Genomic DNA, 18,433 nt, shown 5'->3' on the forward strand with positions numbered 1-18,433 from the left:
GCGTTTAAAGCAAAGGCGCCGTACTCCTGATCGGGTAAATGTGCCACTGGCTGGCTTTCAAACGAAAATAAACCCTTTTATACCTGATAGAATGCACGACGTTATACTGATTTTAAGGGTCGCCGAATATGGTGTTCGATGTCGTGATCATTGGCGCAGGTGCTGCGGGGCTGATGTGTGCCGCGCAGGCCGGCTATGCGGGAAAACGCGTGCTGGTGCTTGACCATGCCAACAAGGCGGGCAAGAAAATCCTGATGTCCGGCGGCGGACGCTGCAATTTTACCAATCTTGATACCGCGCCTCACCATTTCTACTCCCAAAACCCCTATTTCTGTATCTCTGCGCTCAAACGCTATCGCCCGGAGCATTTTGTCGAGCTTGTCGAACGCCATGGTCTCGAATACGTGGAAAAATCGCCAGGCCAGCTTTTCTGTGCCGACTCTGCCAAGGAGATGGTGCGTTTACTGCTGACCGAATGTGAATGGGCGGGGGCCGAGGTCTCACTCGATACACGGATCAGCAAGGTAGAGCGCGTCGGGGACGCCATGCGTCTTGAAACTTCTCGGGGGCGAATCGAGACGGGGGCTCTGGTGGTGGCCACTGGCGGGCTCTCGATTCCCACGCTGGGGGCCAGCGGTTTTGGCTACGACATCGCCCGTCAGTTTGGGCTCGAGGTATTGCCCACCCGGCCAGGGCTTGTACCCTTGACACTGAGTGATACCTGGAAGGCGCGGGCCCAGGCGCTTTCCGGGGTCAGCGTGCCGGTGGCGATCCAGCATCGCGACTATCGCTTCGAAGAACCTCTACTTTTTACCCATCGGGGGCTGTCCGGGCCGTCCATACTGCAGATCTCCAGCGTATGGGAGCCGGGTGAGACTCTTGAGATCGACCTGCTCCCCCGTGAGCAGGCCGCCGCGCTTTTGCGCAGGGCCCGCGAGGCCACGCCCAGACGGCTTCTTTCCACCTGGCTGGCGGAGCACTTTCCCAGGCGCCTTTCCCAGGCGCTGCTCGAATGGTATCCCGACGCGCACTCCGAAAGACCCTTGGCGCAATACTCCAACGAGGCGCTGGATGCATGGGGCGAGCGACTCAATCGTTGGATTCTGAAACCTGCGGGCACCGAAGGCTGGCGTACCGCAGAGGTGACCATGGGCGGGGTGAGTACCGCCGCTATTTCGTCCAGAACCTTTGAGGTCAAGGATGTACCTCAGCTTCGCTTTATCGGCGAAGTACTGGATGTTACCGGCAGGTTAGGGGGGTACAACTTTCAGTGGGCATGGGCAAGCGGGGTCGCCTGCGCGCAGGCTTTATAAGACTGGCGCGAACTGAAGGTGTGAGCTGAACGTGCGCCGAAGCGCACGTAAGCATAGTTACCATGTCGAACCAGGCCGGACCAACCAGAATAAGGCCGGCTTCACGTCAGGTAGCGATCTTGGCCAACAGCTTGAACTTGCGAAACATCATGTAGCCGGCGAGGGCCTTGCGTCCTGCCGCCATGACACCACCGGGGTGGCGAACAAGGCGCCAGGCCGCGATGCCTCCGACCGCGTAAAGCGGAATCTTGAAACTGCGCAAGCTGTTTTCAAGCGGGGTAGCAGCGCTCAGCAGGTATTCACTGTCAACGAGCATATCGATTCGCTGTTGCTCGAGTTCGGCAAGCAGCGCTGCCTTGCGTTCGGCCCGGCTGGGCTTAATATCTTTCGTCTGGCTTGTCATGTTGGTTGGCCTCTAGAAGCGCCCGGTCCGCCGCCAACTGCTTTAGCGTCTCTTTTAAAAGCGTATGGCTTCTTGCCTGACGAACTGCAATCAGTGCAAAGAGCAAACTTAAAAATATCAGCACGCCCGAACTGAAAGCGATCGCAGTTATGCGATAGGTATCCCAGAAAAGGATCACGACCAACGCGGTCAGCGTGGCCACTCCCAGCAGCAGAAGCAGCAGGCTCGCACCTGCCAGTAGAAAAAGTACCAGTAAACGTGAGCGCTCCTCTTCCAACTCTAAAACCGCCAGACGCAGGCGGGTTTCACTGTTAGCGACCAGTGAGCCCAGCAGGCGTTTGACGGCAGAGAAGACGCGTTGGGTAGAACCCAAGGCCATTAGCGACGACCGAGCAGCATACCCACGACCAGACCAGTCGCAGCACCGATGCCCATGCTGGTCCAGGGATTGTCGCGAACGTAACGGTCGCAGCAGTCAACCTGATTGGAAAGTGACTCGCGGGTATCTTCGTAAATGCTTTCACCGGCAGCTTCAAGGCGCGAACGCGTTTCTTTCAGACGACGCTCGGCACGCTCGCGAAGACCTCGCATTTCGCCACTGGCATCCTTGGAGGTTGCATTGACCAGCTCTTCAACGGTTTCGCTCAGATAGCGGAGATCGTTTTTCAGTTGATCAGCGCGGGCAGAACTATCGGAATTACGCTTAGCCATGTTGTCTTCCTTTGACGGGTTAGTGATACGTGGACTGTTACCAGCATAGCATTCATTAAAAATTAGACAACTACCCGCTTATCGGTTGAGCCCGGTGGCGCTGAAGAGCGGGTTGAGGCTGAAGCCGATACTGAGTCGGTTAACGCGGTTGTCGTAATCGATCATGCTTTCGCCATACCCATAGTAGTACTGCAGGTGCGCGCGCAGGTTATTGAACGCCGGCCAGCTGTAATCGATCTGGGCGCCGTAGTTGCCGGCGGCAGGGTTGCCGCGAAGCTGAGTCGCGATTTCGTGATTGTCATTCAGGCGCTTGGCCAGGCGAAGGTCGCCGTAGCCCATGTAGCGCTCGATGTCCGGGTTGTCGTCGCTACCGTCGGATTCCGGCACGCGCCAGTGCGGGGCAAGGGTCAACGCCCAATCGCCACGCTGGAAGGTACTTTCCAGATATACCCTGTTCCAGCTGCGCGACAGCGGGTCGGAGCGCCCGTTGGACTGGTGGTTGAAGGACACACGGTTACGCGTATTCACCCAGCCAAGTGCGCTCCAGGCATTATCGAAATCGATAAAGATCTCGGGCTCGTAGTTGGTTTCCCTGAAGGGGGAGGAGGCGTCGGTATTGTAGGCCTGCCACCAGCTGCGCTGGGTATAGCCGAAATAGATATCGCCGACGTCGCCAAAGAGATCTTCCACGAGATTGAACTTGGCGCTGAACTGGAACTTGACCTCGATGTTGTCCGGGCCGTTGTCGTCGGTAATTTCGCGAAAGCTTTGCGCATCCTTGTTGGCGTTGTAGCTGACGGGAAAGAGATAGTTCGTCCGGTGCGTGGTAATCGCAAACGGATTGCGTGTGGATTCCTGTTCTAGCTGGCGACGCTCGCTTAAATCCTCGAGCGCCGCTTCTTCCGGCATCAGCGCGGGGGTAATACCGGCAGCGCTGTCCGCGGGCGCCTCTACCTGCTGCAGCTGCTGGCGCAGCTGGTAGAGCTCGGTGTTCAATGCGCGGATGCGAGCCTCGATCTCTTCTTGCGTTTCCGCCCACGCACTGGGGGCAAGCGGCGTGGCGCCAATGAACACGAAAAGCGTTGCTAATAACCGGTGTCGAGTGACCATTGAAGAGGCTCGCCAATGTAGGAAAAAAGAATTAACAGGGCTTTCTATACAGCCTGCCCGTTTAAGTCAACTGCTCATGATTGCGAAAGCACGAAATACCCTCGACAATGTCGCCCTTGCCCGCTTTCAGAGGGGCGATATGTCAGTGAGGCATACATAACGTGGTGAGATGTGCGGTCAAGCGGTGGATGATGCGTGGCGTCCTGGTGGCGCTGACGCTGGGCGCGCTGGCGCCCGGCGCACTGGCTGTAGAGGTGGAAGGCGTGCCGCCGGCGGAAGAGCTCAGAGAACGCCTGGAAAGTATCGAGGCTTCTGAAGGCGAGTTGAGCCCTCAGCTCCAACGTGACCAGCAGGCACTTGAAGGGGCGCTGGATACCTACGAACGTCTGGAGGCGATGGAGGAGCGCTTGACGGCACTCGACCAGCGTATCGCTCACGCGCCGGAATTACTGCTTCGTCTGGAGCGCGAGCTGGACGAGGCCGAGCAGGCCCGCCAGCAATTAAGCGTCGAGGATCTGAGCGATATGGCGCTGCCCAGTCTTGAAAGCCAGCAGGCCGACGCGGTGGTGGCCCTGCAGCAGCTGCAAAGCCAGCTGGCGGATGCCAACTCCCAGCTACTGGCCGCGCAAACGCTGCCCGAGCGGGCCCAGCAGGCGATCTCCGATGCGCTCAAGAGAAGCGAAAGCCTACGTCGCGAGCTTGACGAGCGTGAGGCACTGTTGGCCGACCGTCAGCTCTCCGCCCAGAACGATGCCAATCTTGTAAAGCTTCGCTTGAACCGAGTACTGGCCGAGCGGGAAATTGCTTTAAACCAGCGTGAGCTGAGCGCCAACAGCCGCCTGCGCGAACTGGCACGACAGCGTCGCGATCTGCTCTCGCTGCAAATCGATGAGCAGGAGCAGCAGCTCAATCTGCTGCAAGGGGTGATCGACCGACAGCGGCGCGTGGTCTCCGAGCAGGCGATTGCGGACGCCGCCCGTGACGACCCGCTGGTTGTCGAGGGACACCCGGTGGTCCTGCGTGCTCAGCAAGTCAATCAGACGCTCAGCCTGGAGCTTTTAAGAGCCACCGATCGGGCCAACGGCATCGTGCGCGAAAATATCGAAGCCCAGCGCCAGCTCGATCATGTGCGTCAGCTTCAAAGAAGCCTGAACGAGCAGCTCGACGCCATTCGCGGCAGCCAGCTTCTATCGCGTATATTGATCGAGCAGCGCCAGTCGCTGCCCACGCTTTCCCCCCGGGACAACCTGCAAGATGAGATCGCCGATTTACGTCTGAAGCAGTTTGATCTGGTGCGTCAGCGCGACCAGCTTCGCCAGGGCGAGCGTCTGGCCAATCAGCGTCTGGAAGAAGCGGGGGTGGAGGTCACCCCGGGACTGGTGGATTCGCTCTCCAGGCTCTACCAATCTCGGCGCGAACTCGTCGAGCAGCTTGAACAGGCCTACGGTGCGCTTTTGAGCGCGGCAATCGAGCTGCAACTCAATCAGCAGCAGCTTTTGGAAATTACCCGCAACCTGAGCGCTACCATCGACGAGCAACTTTTCTGGGTGGCCAACAGCCGCCCGCTGGATCTCGCCTGGCTGCGCCAGTTGCCCCAGAACCTACGTATCGAATGGCGCGAAGGCGAGTGGCGACACCTGTTGCCCACCCGGTGGCAGGGGCTTTCCTGGCAGGTATTGTCAGGGGCGCCCTTGATCTTGATCAGCCTGCTGCTGGCAGGGCTGCGTCCGCGTATCAAGGCGCGTCTGGCATTGATTCACTCACAGATCGGTCGGCTCAAGAGCGATACTCAGGGCCATACCCCCAAAGCGGTGCTGCTCAACGCGCTGGTGGCCATTCCCGGGCCCTTGGTGCTGGCTGGCATCGGGGTGGGGCTCAATACCGCCGAAGGCCCGGCTTCGATGAATCTTTCCATGGCGTTCTTGCAGTTGGGGCTGAGCTGGGGGGCGATCGCCTGGGGCCGACGGCTTCTGGTGGTGGATGGTGTGGCCGAGCGCCACTTCACATGGTCGCCCGGGTATAACGCCACGCTCAGAAAACTTCTAGGCGGCCTGGGCATTGCTCTTTCTCTGGTGGTGGTCATCGCCACACTCTCGGCGCCGATGCAGACGCCGCTCGCTCAACGTCCCATGGCGCTGGGGCTTTTCTTTGTAGCTCTGGCAACCATGAGCTGGTGGCTGGCCAAGCTTATTCTGGCCCACGTGCCGTTTTTCGGCGTACGCCTTTTCAGGCTCTTGCTGGGGTTGAGCATTGCGGGTGTACCACTGGTGCTCTTCGGACTGGTGGCCTGGGGATATGAATACACGGCGCTGCGCCTGGTGGGGCGTTTTGCGATGACGCTCTACATTCTGGGACTATGGATCATCATCGAGGCCACCGTGGTGCGAAGCCTGGCGGTGGCGGCTCGGCGCCTGGCCTATCGGCGTGCGCTTGCCAGGCGCCGGGCCCAGGTACAGGAGGGGGCCGAGGGCGGGCTCGAGGTGGTCGAGGAGCCACCGCTGGACATGGAACAGATCAATAGCCAGTCGCTGCGCCTTTCCAAGCTGATTCTTTTGATCGGTTTCAGCGTGCTTCTGTACCTGGTGTGGTCGGACCTGCTCACCGTACTGGGTTATCTGGATCAGGTGGCGCTCTGGGATGCCGAGGATGGCGACCTGGTCGGCAATACGCTCTCGATTACCGATGTGTTCACCGCCCTTCTGGTGGTGGCGATAACGTTCATCATGGCGCGCAACCTGCCGGGACTTCTGGAAGTGATGGTGCTTTCGCGCCTGGCGCTCAAGCAGGGCAGCGCCTACGCGATTACATCGCTTCTGTCCTACACCATCGTGGGCACCGGGGTGGTGATGGCGCTGGCAACGCTCGGCGTTTCCTGGGATAAGCTCCAGTGGCTGGTGGCCGCGCTCAGTGTGGGCCTGGGCTTTGGACTACAGGAGATATTCGCCAACTTCATCTCGGGATTGATCATTCTCTTCGAACGTCCGATTCGTATTGGCGACACCATCACCCTGGGCAACCTTCACGGCACCGTCAGCCGGATACGCATTCGGGCCACCACGGTGACCGATTTCGACCGCAAGGAAATCATCATCCCCAACAAGACCTTCGTGACCGACCAGCTGATCAACTGGTCGCTGTCGGATAACGTGACCCGGGTGGTGCTTACCTTTGGGGTGGCCCACGGCTCCGACCTTGAACGGGTGCACCAGCTACTGCACCAGGCCGCCGCCGAGAACGCGCGGGTGCTGGTCGACCCGGAGCCTCAGGTGTTCTGTATCAGCTATGGCCCGCACAGCCTCAATTTCGAACTGCGGATATTCGTCAACGATCTGGTCGACCGTCTTTTCGCCGCGGACGAGGTCAACTGCCGGGTGGATGCGCTGCTGCGCGAAGCGGGTATTCGTGTCGCCTTCGAGCAGATGGATGTATGGCTGCATCGGGACGAAGGGGAGGCGGTCAAGGTGCATTCCGCCCAGCAGCTACCGCCGGCCTCGTTGAGCTGAGCTGAGGTCTATTGCCGCGTGGCCAGCAACAGAAATTCCCGATTACCGTCGCCGCCGGTAATCGGGCTCTCCTGCCAGTGCGTGACACAAAGCCCGTGTTCGTGACAGGTGCTGACAATACGGGTTCTTACTTCGCTGAAACGAGCGGGGTCTTGCACTACGCCACGCTTGTCGAGCGCGCCGGGTGCCAGCTCGAACTGCGGTTTCACCAGTGAAAGTAGCTGTCCCTTGGCAGGCAACAGCGTGGCGATTTCGGGAATGATCAGCGTCTGGGAGATAAACGAGACGTCCATGACCGCGATATCGGCCGGGTGCCGGGCAAGAACGTTCAAAAGGGCGTCGTCCCGGCTCATGGAGCGAGCGTTCAAGCCCTCCAGGCAGGTCACTCGATGATCCTCTCGAAGCGCGGGGGCGAGCTGGTCGTGTCCTACCTCCACGCCGACGACATGTCGGGCGCCGAAGTGCAAGGCGCAGTCGGTAAACCCGCCGGTGGACTGGCCGATATCGAGCACGACCCGGTCGTCCAGGCGCATGTTCAAGGCACTGAGCACCCCTTCAAGCTTGAGCCCTGCACGGGAGGCGTAGCGCTCCTCCGGGTCTTCATCGATGGTAAAGAGGGTATCCGACGGCCACGGTTGCGACACCTTGGTGAGCGGCGTGCCGTCGGATAGCCGAACGCGGCCGTTGCGGATAAGGCGTTGGGCCCGGGTGCGGGAGTTGGCAAGCCCGAGGCTCACCAACAGCTGATCGAGTCGCTTCATATCGTAACGTCTAGCGGGGGTCCTTGGGGAGAGGGCTGGCCTGCAGCTCGAGCGCCGGCAGACGTGCGGCCCCCCAGCTGCGATGCAGATAGCCCTTTACGCTTTCGAGCTCTTCTGCAGAAACCGTGGCCGCCTCACCGCGCTCCAGAGGGTCATGATGGTAGATGTAAAGGCGTGAGGTGAACTGGTCGAAAGGCAGTGAAGCCTCGCCGAAGCGTTCTCCAAAGCCGGATGTGCTGACCTTGACGCCATCGCCCCAGTCCTGACCACTGTCGTTGTTGGGGTTATAGAAATAGACGCGCATGGTATCCGACGGATCGAGGGAGGCGCGCAAGATGGTAATGGCGTGCCAGCCGACGAACCGGCCTGCGCTGTCGGTGGCAGCAATGCCGGCGGGTTGAGGGTGAATCAGCGGTTGATTACCGTTGTAGAAGGGGTGATAGCTTGCATAGAAATGGCGAATGAAGTGCTCCACATCGCAGAGCCTGCCGCTGGCAACATCCACGTTGATGCGAAACCCGCGGCCTGACCACCAGCCGTGAAACTCCGGGTTCACCCAGCGGTGGGGGTCGCCCTCACGCCCGATACAGCGCCTGCCCATTTCGGCGTAGATACGATCCAGGTGGGGCACCACGATCAACGACACAGGGTCGAGATCCATCGGCAGCTCGCTGGATACGCCTGAGGCGCTTTGCTGAGAAGAGATCGGCTGGCCTTCAAAGTGCATGATGATCTCGTCGTCTCGCGCGGCCCAGGCGACCATCTGCAACAGATAATCCGGGTCGTTGTAGGCCCACATGGATAGCGCCCGCGCGGACTGGCAGGTGGGGTTGTTCCCCTGGCCGACACCCAGCGGCAGGCCAAGCAGGCACAGCACGCCCTCGATCAGCCGAGAGCGTGCGCTGATCTTGTCGCCATAGGCATGAACAAGACGTGCCTCGGCCCAGTCGGACAATCGCAGATTCAACTGGCGCCACATGGCCGGCGCCACCGGCGGCTGATAGAGGATGCCCCGCTCAAGCATCAGCGCCAATCCATAGACCGCTTGTGCCGTGTCCGGGTAAATGCCGCTTCGAATCAAGGCGTGAACCAGCTCGCGGTAACAGAGCATGCAGTCGCGCCCGGTGGAGGAGAGCCCCAGCGCCTCGCCGAGCAGGTGGTCGCTCTCGTCCAGACAAAACCGCAGCAGTACCGCGTGATAGGGCGATACCAGGCCGGTGTCGTGCATGGCCCGGGCAAAGCCGGTGGCCTCGACCTGAAGGGTGGCCATGTCCATGCCTTCCAGCCGGCGCTGGTAGATCGCTACCCCCGGGTCTTCGCGGCATGCCTGGGTCGGCCCGTACAGCGAGCTTACCAGTCTGTCCGCGCCTTGACCGCTGGCACCCAGGTCAATCGTCGGGTCGGCCTGACACAGGGCAATCTGGGTAATCATCTGCTTGATGCTTTCCACCTGGACCGGGCGCTGTTTCAGAATGCGCCAGATCTCCTCGATCAACTGATCGACGATATGCTCATAACCGATGCGGCTGGCCATGTGCTTGAAAAGGTGACGAGTAAGCGTTGCCAGACGGCCCTGGATTTCACGCTCGGCTTCGGTGGGAGGGCTGAAAAGCAGCGACAGGTTAAGCGCCATCACCTGGGTCAGGTAGTGGTGCGCCTGCGCCTGGGAGATAAGCGAATGGACGTACTCCCCCTTGGCGATGGCCAGAAGGCGCAATTCGCTCAGCGCCTCGATCACCACGACATTCGCCTCGGCGCTTTTAAGCGAAAAAGGCGTCAGGGAGGGCTGAAGATACTGAGGGGTCTCCCAGTCCGAGCCTTGAAACAGCGCGGCGGACTCGATATCTCCCACGCGCCTCTCAAGTGCCTGACAGCCGTCTTCCAGAAGCAGGACCCGGCGCGCGGTATCCAGCACCCGAGAAAGCTTGGTGGGCTTGGAGAACGCTGGCGCCTCCTGTAGAAGGCGCAGGGCGTCGTCAAACTTTTCCAGCAGTCCAGGCAGTCTGGACGCTGTTTCCTCGGCGGTGATCACGATGGCTCCTTTCCCCGGGGGCTCTTCTGAGCACGCGGGGGATTATACATAGAAGTCGAGATCTTCTTGATGTTTTAGCAGATCGCGCAGGGTATGCGCGTCGTCGCCCTTGAAGTAGACAAGCCCCCAGTGAGTGCCAAAGGCGGTGCGCTTGGTGACGGTTTCCTCAAGCGGCGAGGTCAGCTCGTGGGACTCGAAGTAAGGATGATCCTCGGTCTCTTCCGGGATTTCCAGACGGCTGACCACACGGCGGCGAGGATAAACCCCGAAACAGCCGGCAAAGCCCTTGGCATCCACCACTTCCTGGGGGAAAAACGCCGCCACCTCTTCAGCGGTGCTTTTCGGGTCGAAGACCAGCATCGAAGCCTGGTAGGCGTTGAAGCCGTAGACCCGCTCGAGCAGTTCAAATACCTTGAACCCCGGCGGACGGTAGGCGACTTCGCCAAAATACATCTCGCCGTCGCTGGTCACGAAGTACTCCGGGTGAATCAACCCGAACTCGATATCGAAAGCCTTGATGAGCTTTTCGATCTGGGTGGTGATCTGGTCGCGGTAGCGCTCAAGCTCGGGGGAGGCGGGAACGAATACCGAATAGCCCAGCGTCACGTACTCGGAAATGTTCAGAAACGCGATCTTGCCGTCGTGGATCCACGCCTCCACGGCGAACTCCCAGCCATCCAGGTGGGACTCCATGAGTACCGGAAACTCTTCATCGGGAATGGTATCCACCTCGTCCGGGGTACGGATGACCCGATGGCCGAGGCAGCCCGCCTTGTCGAAAGCCTTCAGGTGAATCGGGTCGTTGGGGTCGCCATCGAGCTTCAGGAGTGTCTGATTGACCCGCTTGAGAAAGCGAATGACGTCCTCTTTATCGTGGGCTTCCTCGAAAATGCCCACGCGAATGCCTCCCAGCTGGGCCCGACGCTTCATCAAGGCCTTGTCGCGCAGTAAAAGCGACTGGCCGTAGAGGCGGGGGTTGTCCAGCAGTACCGAGTTGATCGCGCCGGCCCATTCCACGGTCTCTTCAAAAAGGGGAATGGCCACATCCACGCCCTTGTCTTTCAGCGTTTCAGCGATTTCCAGCGACCGGTCGTTCAAGCGCTCGAAGTTCCATGCCACATGAGGGATATCGTGCTGCTGGCAGTACTCTGCCGCCCAGTCGGGTGCCACCACGATGTAGCGGCGATCGAATTTCTCCGCCGCTTCAATGGCATTAAGGCTCCAACCAAGTAGGGCGATATAGCCCTTATCTGAATCCTTTTGCATAAGGTGACTCCTTCGGGGGGTAAGAAACTGCCGCATTCTCAGTCCACCATACACTACTCGATCATCGGGGAACGAACCTTATGACATCTCTTTCCCCCTGGGCTTGCGCGCGCACCGTGAATGCGGCAGTAAAGGGCGGACGTTAGAATATGATAGGCTAGGCTCTGGATTGAGACCTTTAAATGGCAAGAGGATAAGGCCAAGATGGCGGCCAAGCCGATCTACCGGGTAGTGGTTCACCAGCAAGGTGAAGTGTGGGATTTATACGTCAGAGAAATCTTTCAAAGCGAACTCTGGGGGTTTATTGAAGTCGAGGAGTTTGTCTTTGACGACGCTTCAAGGGTGGTAGTGGATCCCGGTGCGGAAAAGCTACAGCGTACCTTCGAGGGTGTTAAGCGTAGCTACCTGCCTCTCAATGCCATCGTGCGCATTGATGAAGTGGAGCGTGAAGGCCCCTTGAAGGCAGTGAAAAGCGACACCCGCGTTGCAGAGTTCCCTCGTCCTTTTCCGCTTCCTCCCCGCGGAGAAGGGTAAGCGTTGAATACCCGTGTTCGCCCAAAGCGCGAGCGCGGCGTTGTGATTAGCGCATGTGTTTATGATCAGGACCCTAAGTCATGCAAGTAAAAAAGCGTCGTTTACATTGTTATTGTGTCACCGCTGGTCTGTTGTTGAGCGTCGGCAGCGGTCAGACATTCGCCCAGACCGATAATCAAGCGTGGGTCAGCGAAGAGCTGAGCACCTTTGTTCGCAGCGGCCCCACCGACGGCTATCGGATCGTAGGTACGTTGAATGCCGGTGAGCAGGTGGAAGTGCTTGAACAAAGCGGCAACTATACCCAGGTGCGTGGCAGCGGTGGCGATGCCGTCTGGGTGCTGAGCGACGAGCTTCAGCAGACCCAGAGCGCTCGAGAGCAGCTTCCCGAACTCGAAGGCCAGGTGGAAGAGTTGACTCAGGAGCTTGAAGGTATCAACGACACCTGGGAAGAGCGCGTCTCCTCCATGAGCGATACGCTGGACGTTCGCGAGCAGCGCATTGCCGACCTGGAAGCGCGCAACCGTGAGCTTGACAGCGAAGCCGATCAGTCGCGCCAGCAGGTACGCGCCCTTCAGGCCCGCCTGGATACCCAGGAAGAAGATCTCTTGATGCGTTATTTCATGTACGGCGGCGGCGTGGCCGGCGCGGGGCTTCTGGTCGGGCTGATCGTGCCGCATCTGCCGCGTCGACGTAAAAAGCGCGACCGCTGGTTTTAAGAGGTAGTGATGGAAAACCCATGGCGCAAACGTTGGCAGGAAGGGCGAATCGGCTTTCATCAGACGTCGGTTCACCCGGTACTGACCCGTTACTGGGCGGGCCTGGCGATTCCCCGAGGCGCCAAGGTGCTGGTGCCGCTTTGCGGTAAAAGCCTTGATATGCGCTGGCTGGCAAAGGCGGGCCACCCGGTGCTGGGCGTCGAACTCGCGCCGGAGGCCGTGGTTCAGTTCCTGGAGCAGGACCCTGGCGGCGTATCACGCTATCGCCAGGCCGGGTTCGAGGTAACGCGCCAAGGTAGCATCGAGCTTTGGTGCGGCGATTTTTTTCACCTGTATATCCAGCAGGCCTGCGAGCTGGGTGCGTTTTACGACCGCGCCGCGCTGATTGCGCTGCCGCCGGCGACTCGCCAGCGTTACGCATTTCATCTTGCCCAGCTGATACCGCCCAAGGCTCGGGGGCTGCTGGTCAGCGTGACCCACTCAAATGGAGATGACGGGCCGCCGTTCAGCGTGTGCGCCGATGAGGTGCAAAGGCTGTTGACCCCGAATTTCAAACTCGACCTTCTGGAAAGCGGCGACGCCGATGGGCGCGGCGTCAGCGAGCAGGTGTGGGCGCTTGAGCGGCGCGGGCCGATATAGCCCGCGCCAACTAGCTCACGCAGTGATCCTTCGACAGGGCCCTGCGTGTGATCAACGGGCCAGCAGGCGGGCAAGCTCCGGGTCGCTGAACGCGCGGTTCAGGCCATCGCTTAGAAGGTCGTTGAGCATGCGCGTATTGGTGGCTTCACCGGGTTTGACGGCGTAGCCCTGCGTGCGCCGGGAAGTATAGGTGCCGGTGTAAGTGGTACCCTTGTTTTGCGCTATGGCGCGAAACACCCCTTCGATCCGGGCCTCGTCCACCAAGGGCTGGCCGCTATCGCCTTGACCGTAGTGCAGGCTGGCAAGTTCCAGTGTCAGGCTGGGACCATTCTGAGCGGGGTTGGTGGTGGGGGTGAAGCCCATTTCGCGCACGGCGCGCTCCGCTTCGGCTTGAAGCCTGGGTATCACTTCGTGGCTGTTGACCGTAATCTGGGCAGTGGACATGTTGCCCCCCGAACGGGTACCGATCACTTCGCTTTCCCGGGCGTCGACGGCCGCCACGCTCACCTGCTGGCCGGAACCAGCCTGGGGCACTTCGGCGGTACGCTCGGGACTCAACTGAAGGTATTGGGGGCTTGCGCAGCCCGCCAGCAGGGCGCTGGCCGCCAGCGCCGTCGATAGTGTCAAGAAGTGACGCCGAAGCATGGTGTTTCTCCGCGATGGCTAAAAGGCCAGTATAACGTGGGAGTTCGCCTTGGGTAACGTCAAACGACAAGGTTTAGGCAACGCGGCAAGGAGAAAGACGTTCATGAGCCACGGCGATCTTTTCGAAGGCGACCACGCCCCGGTCAATCTGCTACCCCGGGACGGCGAAGCGTACTATCTCGGGCGAATGCTGAGCGAACAAGAAGCGACCCTGATACTTGAGTGCTGCGTGGATGAACTTTCCTGGGCGCATGACCGGCTGGTGCTGTTTGGCAAGACGATCGTGACCCAGCGAAAAGTCGCCTGGTATGGCGACGCCTCGATCAATTACACGTATTCCGGCCAGACCAGGACCGCCCAGCCCTGGCCCGAGCATCTATGGCGATTGAAAACCCGGGTCGAGCAGGAGTGCGGCGAACGGTTCAATTCGTGTCTGGCGAATCTTTACCATTCAGGGGAGGAGGGTATGGGCTGGCACAGCGACGATGAAAAGGAGCTTGCGCCCAACGGCGTGATCGCTTCACTCACCCTGGGCGGCGAGCGGCGCTTTTCGTTCAAGCACAAGCAGGACAAGGAGCGGGTATCGCTTGAACTTGAACATGGCAGCCTTTTGATCATGCAAGGGGCGACCCAGACGCACTGGTGGCACAGCCTGCCCAAGACCAGAAAAAGCCGAGAAGTACGGGTGAACCTGACCTTTCGGCAAATGCGTTGCTAGCGTGCCCTTGTATTGAAACGCCGCTGCCCTGAGCGGCGTTTCAATCAGCCTGTGCGCACCTGGTTGGTCTGCGGCGCATCATCTACGAAGCGGTGCCATTGGCGGGGGTGGGCGTAAAGGCGTTGGCCCCGATGGATATTCAGGCGCTCGAAGTCGGCGTGACGCACAGTGGCAAGCCAGGGCGAAGCTAGCCAGTCGGCTTCAAGTTCCACGCGCACTTCGGCACCGATCAACGAAATGGCGGTTACCAGAACCGGCAGGTGACAGCCCGGTTCGAATGTCTCGGCCAGACGCACCTCGTGAGGGCGGAGCAAAAGCTCTTCATTGCCATCGGGCAGCGACACCTTCATTCGGGCGTCGCCACAGGTAAGCACGCCGTCATGCACCCGACCTTCCAGGTAATTCACATCGCCCAGAAACTCGAACACGAAGCGGTTTCTGGGCGCACGGTAGAGGGCGTCCGGCGCATCGACCTGCTCGATACGTCCGTTGCTCATGACCACCACGCGATCTGAAAGCTCCAGCGCCTCTTCCTGGTCGTGAGTGACGAACACGCTGGTAAAGCCCAGCTCTTCATGAAGTCGGCGAAGCCAGCGGCGAAGTTCCTGGCGTACCTTGGCGTCCAGGGCGCCGAAGGGTTCGTCCAAAAGCAGTACATCGGGCTTGACTGCCAGCGCCCGGGCAAGCGATACCCGTTGCTGCTGGCCACCCGAGAGCTGTGCGGGCAAACGGTTCGCCAGGTGCTCGAGCTGAACCATTTCCAGAAGCCGCAGGACCCGCGCGCGAATCTCCTGCCGGGAAGGGCGCTCCTTGCGCGGCATGACCGTCAGACCGAAGGCGACATTGTCGAACACGCTCATATGACGAAACAGCGCATAGTGCTGGAACACGAACCCGATGCGGCGGTCGCGCACGTGAACGTGGGTCACATCGCGCTCGCCAAACAGGATCTTGCCCGCATGCGGAGCGCGGTCGGCGGTTTCAAGCCCGGCAATGATGCGCAAAAGGGTGGTCTTTCCCGAACCCGATGGCCCCAAAAGCCCCACCAGTTCGCCATCGTGAATATCGAGATTGATGGGCTCAAGCGCCTGAGTGGCGCCAAAATGCTTGGCGATGTTGTGCAGTTGAATGCTCATGAGAGTGCCTCCCGGCGGGTGGCGCGCCACTGCAACGCGGCCTTGGCAGCCAGCGTGAGCAGCGCAATCAGCGCCAATAGCGCCGCGCTTGAGAACGCACCGACCGCGTTGTAATCCTGGTAAAGCTGTTCAAGGTGAAGCGGCAAGGTGTTGGTATGTCCGCGAATCGCGCCCGACACCACGGATACCGCGCCGAATTCGCCCACTGCCCGCGCGTTGGTCAGGATAACGCCGTACATGAGCGCCCAACGGATATTGGGCAGCGTGACCCGCCAGAAGACGGTAAAGCCCGAGGCGCCCAGCGTCACCGCGGCTTCCTCCTCGCGGGAGCCCTGGGCCTGCATCAGGGGAATCAGCTCGCGGGCAACGAAGGGGCAGGTAACGAAGATCGTGACCATCAGAATGCCCGGCCAGGCAAACATCAGCTGAATGTCGTAGCTATCCAGGAAGCCGCCGATCCAGCCGTTTCGTCCATACAGCAGTAGATAGATAAGCCCCGCCACGACCGGGGATACCGCGAAGGGAATATCGATCAGCGTCTGCAGAATCCGTCTGCCTGGAAAACGAAACCGGGTCACCAGCCAGGCAAGCGCGACGCCGAAGACCAGGCAGACCGGAATGGTCATCAGCGCAATCACAAGCGTCAGGCCGATGGCGTGAAGCGTGTAGACGTTACTGACGTTGGTCCAGAACACCATCGCCCCCTGCGAGAACGCCTGAGCGAAGATGGCCACCAGCGGCAGCAATAGAAAAAGTGCCGAAAGAAGTACGGCAGCGGTGATCAACAGGCGCCGAACAGCCGGCGCATCTCCCACGCGGCGCATCAGGTGTTCCCTCCGTGCATGCGGCGAACGAAGCGTCCTTGCCAGACGTTGATGGCCAGCAACAGCGCCAGTGAGGTGAACAGCACCACGGAGGCAATCGCCGAGGCGCCGGCGTAGTCGTACTCCTGAAGCCTTACAAAGATCATCAGGGCGGTGATTTCTGTCTCATAAGGCATGTTGCCGGCGATAAAGATGATCGCGCCGAACTCGCCAAGCGAGCGTACGAAGGCAAGCCCGGTGCCCGTTACCAGGGCAGGCCACAAGTGCGGCATGATCACCCGACGAAAGGCTTGGCCGTCGGTGGCGCCCAGGGCCATCGCCGCCTCGTCGATCTCGGCGGGCAGATCCTCAAGCACCGGCTGAACCGTGCGAACCACGAACGGAATGCTGGTAAACGCCATGGCAAGCGCGATACCCACCCAGGTGTAGGCGACCTGAAACCCCAGCGGCTCGAGCAGTTGCCCCATCCACCCGTTGCGTGCGTAAAGCGTGGCAAGCGTGATACCGGCGACCGCGGTAGGCAGGGCGAAGGGCAGATCCATCAGCGCATCCAGAAGCCGCTTGCCGGGAAACTCGTAGCGCACCAGCACCCAGGCCAGTAAAAGGCCGAACAGCGCATTTACCAGTGCCGCCACCGCCGCTGCACCCACGGTGACCATGTAACTTGCCACCACGCGACCCTCGGAAATGATCGCCCAGTACTCGGCAAGGCTGAGCCCGGCCAGCTGGCCGAACAGGCCGGTGATGGGAAGCAGCAGTACCAGCGAGATGAACAGCACGCTGATACCCATGGAAAGGCCAAAGCCCGGCAGCACGCGCGCGCTGCCGGGTGAGCGAAAGGTTAACTGACGCATGATGAACCGTTAGCGACGCTGAAGCTGGTCGAGCATGCCGCCGCTTTCAAAGTGGGTTTGCATGATCTCGTCCCAGCTGCCGAACACGTCATCGACGTTGAAGAGTTCAGTCTCGGGGAAGTCATCGGCAAACTCTTCCAGTACGGTTTCATCGTGTACGCGATAGTTGAAGCCGGCAAGCGTACGCTGAGCCTCTTCGGTGTAAAGGTACTCGAGATAGCCTTCGGCCAGATCGGTATTACCGTTACGCTCGGCGTTTTGCGAGACTACCGCCACCGGGAACTCGGCCAGCACGCTCATCGGCGGTACCACAACTTCGTAGTCGTCGCTGCCGTACTCGCGGCGGATATTGTTCACCTCGGACTCGAAGCTGATCAGCACATCGCCGATCCCGCGCTCGATGAAACTGGTGGTAGCACCCCGGCCGCCGGTATCGAATACCGCAACGTTGGCGAGAAGCGTGCGCATGAAGTCCTGGATCTGCTCTTCGTCGCCGTCGAATTCACGGTCGGCGAAGCCCCAGGCGGCCAGGTAGGTGTAGCGCGCATTGCCCGAGGTTTTCGGGTTGGGGAAGACCAGCTCGACGTCTTCTTGTACCAGGTCGTCCCAGCTCTCGATACCCTTGGGGTTATCCTTGCGCACCAAGAAGGCGGTGGTGGAGTAGTAGGGCGAGGCGTTGTTGTCGAGGGCGTTCTGCCAGTCTTCATCCACCAGGCCGGCTTCGGCGAGCACATCGACGTCGGTGACCTGGTTGAAGGTGACGACGTCGGCGCGCAGGCCCTGCATGATGGCCCGCGCTTGAGCCGAGGAGCCGCCGTGGGACTGGCTGACGCTGACCTCTTCATCGTGCTCATCTTGCCACCAGGCGATAAAATCCGGGTTAATCGCCACGAACAGTTCGCGGGCAATATCGTAGGAGGAGTTTAAAAGCTCCCGTTCCTGGGCCATGGCGGTACCCGTGACCCCAGCGGCCGCCGTGCCCAGCGCCAGAGCCAGCACGGTGCGTCGAAAAGGAGCGGTTACAAACGTGATTGAGCGCATTGAGTCTTCCTGATTGAAGGTGGGCGATAAAAGACAGACGTCCATGGAGCATTGCTTGAAAGCGTTTCGACGAATCTTCTTTAAAGAAGGACGTTCATTCAACAGACGTTCTTGCCATAGACGTTTTCGCGATAAGACAAGGTTAGTCCTGAGTTTAGGGAATTACAATCGGGTTTTATATTCAATTAAAGAATAACGATTGTTGCCTGACCACTAAGCGATACCGG

At 60.0% G+C, this 18,433-nt stretch carries 18 protein-coding genes; 6 read left to right on the top strand and 12 right to left on the bottom strand.

The window, feature by feature from the left end; genetic code table 11:
- The first annotated feature begins 128 nt into the window (after window positions 1-128).
- A complete protein-coding gene (locus ACWF8S_RS05535; RefSeq protein ID WP_447555845.1) occupies window positions 129-1,313 on the top strand; it encodes an NAD(P)/FAD-dependent oxidoreductase in 1,185 nt (394 codons plus the stop codon).
- A 106-nt stretch (window positions 1,314-1,419) separates the two neighbouring features.
- Here the strand turns inward: ACWF8S_RS05535 and ACWF8S_RS05540 are convergent, their stop codons facing one another.
- The 4 genes from ACWF8S_RS05540 to ACWF8S_RS05555 form a co-directional block, all read right to left on the bottom strand.
- Complete coding sequence (locus ACWF8S_RS05540; RefSeq protein WP_447555846.1) at window positions 1,420-1,716, bottom strand: hypothetical protein; 297 nt, start codon at window positions 1,714-1,716, stop codon at window positions 1,420-1,422.
- Entirely contained in the window at window positions 1,691-2,095 is a 405-nt protein-coding gene (locus tag ACWF8S_RS05545) for a phage holin family protein (RefSeq protein WP_447555847.1), read from the bottom strand. Before ACWF8S_RS05545 ends, ACWF8S_RS05540 begins: the two co-directional genes overlap by 26 nt.
- On the bottom strand, window positions 2,095-2,427 hold the full coding sequence (locus ACWF8S_RS05550; RefSeq protein WP_447555848.1) for a DUF883 family protein: 333 nt from the start codon (window positions 2,425-2,427) through the stop codon (window positions 2,095-2,097). The genes ACWF8S_RS05545 and ACWF8S_RS05550 overlap by 1 nt, the downstream gene beginning before the upstream one ends.
- A gap of 78 nt (window positions 2,428-2,505) precedes the next feature.
- Window positions 2,506-3,537, bottom strand: coding sequence for a phospholipase A (locus ACWF8S_RS05555; protein ID WP_447555849.1), 1,032 nt, complete (start codon window positions 3,535-3,537; stop codon window positions 2,506-2,508).
- Between the two features lie 188 nt (window positions 3,538-3,725).
- Between ACWF8S_RS05555 and mscK the strand changes: the two genes are divergently transcribed.
- Window positions 3,726-7,040, top strand: coding sequence for a mechanosensitive channel MscK (gene mscK / locus ACWF8S_RS05560; protein WP_447555850.1), 3,315 nt, complete (start codon window positions 3,726-3,728; stop codon window positions 7,038-7,040).
- An 8-nt stretch (window positions 7,041-7,048) separates the two neighbouring features.
- Here the strand turns inward: mscK and ACWF8S_RS05565 are convergent, their stop codons facing one another.
- Genes ACWF8S_RS05565 through ACWF8S_RS05575 form a run of 3 tightly spaced genes read right to left on the bottom strand, consistent with a single transcriptional unit; the run spans window position 7,049 to window position 11,099 of the window.
- Window positions 7,049-7,801, bottom strand: a complete 753-nt coding sequence (locus ACWF8S_RS05565) for a TlyA family RNA methyltransferase (protein WP_447555851.1) — start codon at window positions 7,799-7,801, stop codon at window positions 7,049-7,051.
- A 10-nt stretch (window positions 7,802-7,811) separates the two neighbouring features.
- The gene (locus ACWF8S_RS05570; RefSeq protein ID WP_447555852.1) at window positions 7,812-9,833 is read right to left on the bottom strand and encodes a hypothetical protein; all 2,022 of its coding nucleotides are present in this window, start codon (window positions 9,831-9,833) and stop codon (window positions 7,812-7,814) included.
- A gap of 42 nt (window positions 9,834-9,875) precedes the next feature.
- Window positions 9,876-11,099 (bottom strand): ATP-grasp domain-containing protein, encoded by a 1,224-nt coding sequence (locus ACWF8S_RS05575; protein WP_447555853.1) that lies wholly within the window; start codon window positions 11,097-11,099, stop codon window positions 9,876-9,878.
- Between the two features lie 204 nt (window positions 11,100-11,303).
- On the opposite strand from ACWF8S_RS05575, the gene ACWF8S_RS05580 reads away from it, so the two are divergent.
- The 3 genes from ACWF8S_RS05580 (at window position 11,304) to ACWF8S_RS05590 (ending at window position 12,988) form a co-directional block, all read left to right on the top strand.
- Window positions 11,304-11,633, top strand: a complete 330-nt coding sequence (locus ACWF8S_RS05580; RefSeq protein ID WP_447555854.1) for a DUF1820 family protein — start codon at window positions 11,304-11,306, stop codon at window positions 11,631-11,633.
- Between the two features lie 80 nt (window positions 11,634-11,713).
- A complete protein-coding gene (locus tag ACWF8S_RS05585; RefSeq protein ID WP_447555855.1) occupies window positions 11,714-12,349 on the top strand; it encodes a TIGR04211 family SH3 domain-containing protein in 636 nt (211 codons plus the stop codon).
- 9 nt (window positions 12,350-12,358) lie between these two features.
- On the top strand, window positions 12,359-12,988 hold the full coding sequence (locus ACWF8S_RS05590; RefSeq protein WP_447555856.1) for a thiopurine S-methyltransferase: 630 nt from the start codon (window positions 12,359-12,361) through the stop codon (window positions 12,986-12,988).
- A gap of 51 nt (window positions 12,989-13,039) precedes the next feature.
- Here ACWF8S_RS05590 and ACWF8S_RS05595 read toward each other — a convergent pair whose 3' ends face one another.
- Window positions 13,040-13,633 (bottom strand): YajG family lipoprotein, encoded by a 594-nt coding sequence (locus ACWF8S_RS05595; RefSeq protein ID WP_447555857.1) that lies wholly within the window; start codon window positions 13,631-13,633, stop codon window positions 13,040-13,042.
- A 103-nt stretch (window positions 13,634-13,736) separates the two neighbouring features.
- Here ACWF8S_RS05595 and ACWF8S_RS05600 point away from each other — a divergent pair, with 103 nt between their 5' ends.
- Complete coding sequence (locus ACWF8S_RS05600; protein WP_447555858.1) at window positions 13,737-14,351, top strand: alpha-ketoglutarate-dependent dioxygenase AlkB family protein; 615 nt, start codon at window positions 13,737-13,739, stop codon at window positions 14,349-14,351.
- A gap of 44 nt (window positions 14,352-14,395) precedes the next feature.
- On the opposite strand, the gene ACWF8S_RS05605 is transcribed toward ACWF8S_RS05600, so the two are convergent.
- Genes ACWF8S_RS05605 through cysP form a run of 4 tightly spaced genes read right to left on the bottom strand, consistent with a single transcriptional unit; the run spans window position 14,396 to window position 18,206 of the window.
- A complete protein-coding gene (locus tag ACWF8S_RS05605; protein WP_447555859.1) occupies window positions 14,396-15,487 on the bottom strand; it encodes a sulfate/molybdate ABC transporter ATP-binding protein in 1,092 nt (363 codons plus the stop codon).
- The gene (gene cysW / locus ACWF8S_RS05610; RefSeq protein ID WP_447555860.1) at window positions 15,484-16,311 is read right to left on the bottom strand and encodes a sulfate ABC transporter permease subunit CysW; all 828 of its coding nucleotides are present in this window, start codon (window positions 16,309-16,311) and stop codon (window positions 15,484-15,486) included. The genes ACWF8S_RS05605 and cysW overlap by 4 nt, the downstream gene beginning before the upstream one ends.
- Window positions 16,311-17,165 carry a sulfate ABC transporter permease subunit CysT gene (cysT, locus tag ACWF8S_RS05615; RefSeq protein ID WP_447555861.1) on the bottom strand — a complete coding sequence of 285 codons (855 nt, stop codon included), beginning with the start codon at window positions 17,163-17,165 and terminating at the stop codon, window positions 16,311-16,313. The genes cysW and cysT overlap by 1 nt, the downstream gene beginning before the upstream one ends.
- A gap of 9 nt (window positions 17,166-17,174) precedes the next feature.
- On the bottom strand, window positions 17,175-18,206 hold the full coding sequence (cysP, locus tag ACWF8S_RS05620) for a thiosulfate ABC transporter substrate-binding protein CysP (RefSeq protein ID WP_447555862.1): 1,032 nt from the start codon (window positions 18,204-18,206) through the stop codon (window positions 17,175-17,177).
- Between the last annotated feature and the right edge of the window lie 227 nt (window positions 18,207-18,433).

Source organism: Vreelandella xerophytica (assembly GCF_968048975.1).

What these genes read in the sequence shown, in the direction of transcription:
- ACWF8S_RS05535 (WP_447555845.1), top strand. Translation starts at nt 129, where the DNA reads ATGGTGTTCGATGTCGTGATCATTGGCGCAGGTGCTGCGGGGCTGATG.
- ACWF8S_RS05540 (WP_447555846.1), bottom strand. Translation starts at nt 1,716, where the DNA reads ATGACAAGCCAGACGAAAGATATTAAGCCCAGCCGGGCCGAACGCAAG.
- ACWF8S_RS05545 (WP_447555847.1), bottom strand. Translation starts at nt 2,095, where the DNA reads ATGGCCTTGGGTTCTACCCAACGCGTCTTCTCTGCCGTCAAACGCCTG.
- ACWF8S_RS05550 (WP_447555848.1), bottom strand. Translation starts at nt 2,427, where the DNA reads ATGGCTAAGCGTAATTCCGATAGTTCTGCCCGCGCTGATCAACTGAAA.
- ACWF8S_RS05555 (WP_447555849.1), bottom strand. Translation starts at nt 3,537, where the DNA reads ATGGTCACTCGACACCGGTTATTAGCAACGCTTTTCGTGTTCATTGGC.
- mscK (WP_447555850.1), top strand. Translation starts at nt 3,726, where the DNA reads ATGATGCGTGGCGTCCTGGTGGCGCTGACGCTGGGCGCGCTGGCGCCC.
- ACWF8S_RS05565 (WP_447555851.1), bottom strand. Translation starts at nt 7,801, where the DNA reads ATGAAGCGACTCGATCAGCTGTTGGTGAGCCTCGGGCTTGCCAACTCC.
- ACWF8S_RS05575 (WP_447555853.1), bottom strand. Translation starts at nt 11,099, where the DNA reads ATGCAAAAGGATTCAGATAAGGGCTATATCGCCCTACTTGGTTGGAGC.
- ACWF8S_RS05580 (WP_447555854.1), top strand. Translation starts at nt 11,304, where the DNA reads ATGGCGGCCAAGCCGATCTACCGGGTAGTGGTTCACCAGCAAGGTGAA.
- ACWF8S_RS05585 (WP_447555855.1), top strand. Translation starts at nt 11,714, where the DNA reads ATGCAAGTAAAAAAGCGTCGTTTACATTGTTATTGTGTCACCGCTGGT.
- ACWF8S_RS05590 (WP_447555856.1), top strand. Translation starts at nt 12,359, where the DNA reads ATGGAAAACCCATGGCGCAAACGTTGGCAGGAAGGGCGAATCGGCTTT.
- ACWF8S_RS05595 (WP_447555857.1), bottom strand. Translation starts at nt 13,633, where the DNA reads ATGCTTCGGCGTCACTTCTTGACACTATCGACGGCGCTGGCGGCCAGC.
- ACWF8S_RS05600 (WP_447555858.1), top strand. Translation starts at nt 13,737, where the DNA reads ATGAGCCACGGCGATCTTTTCGAAGGCGACCACGCCCCGGTCAATCTG.
- ACWF8S_RS05605 (WP_447555859.1), bottom strand. Translation starts at nt 15,487, where the DNA reads ATGAGCATTCAACTGCACAACATCGCCAAGCATTTTGGCGCCACTCAG.
- cysW (WP_447555860.1), bottom strand. Translation starts at nt 16,311, where the DNA reads ATGCGCCGCGTGGGAGATGCGCCGGCTGTTCGGCGCCTGTTGATCACC.
- cysT (WP_447555861.1), bottom strand. Translation starts at nt 17,165, where the DNA reads ATGCGTCAGTTAACCTTTCGCTCACCCGGCAGCGCGCGCGTGCTGCCG.
- cysP (WP_447555862.1), bottom strand. Translation starts at nt 18,206, where the DNA reads ATGCGCTCAATCACGTTTGTAACCGCTCCTTTTCGACGCACCGTGCTG.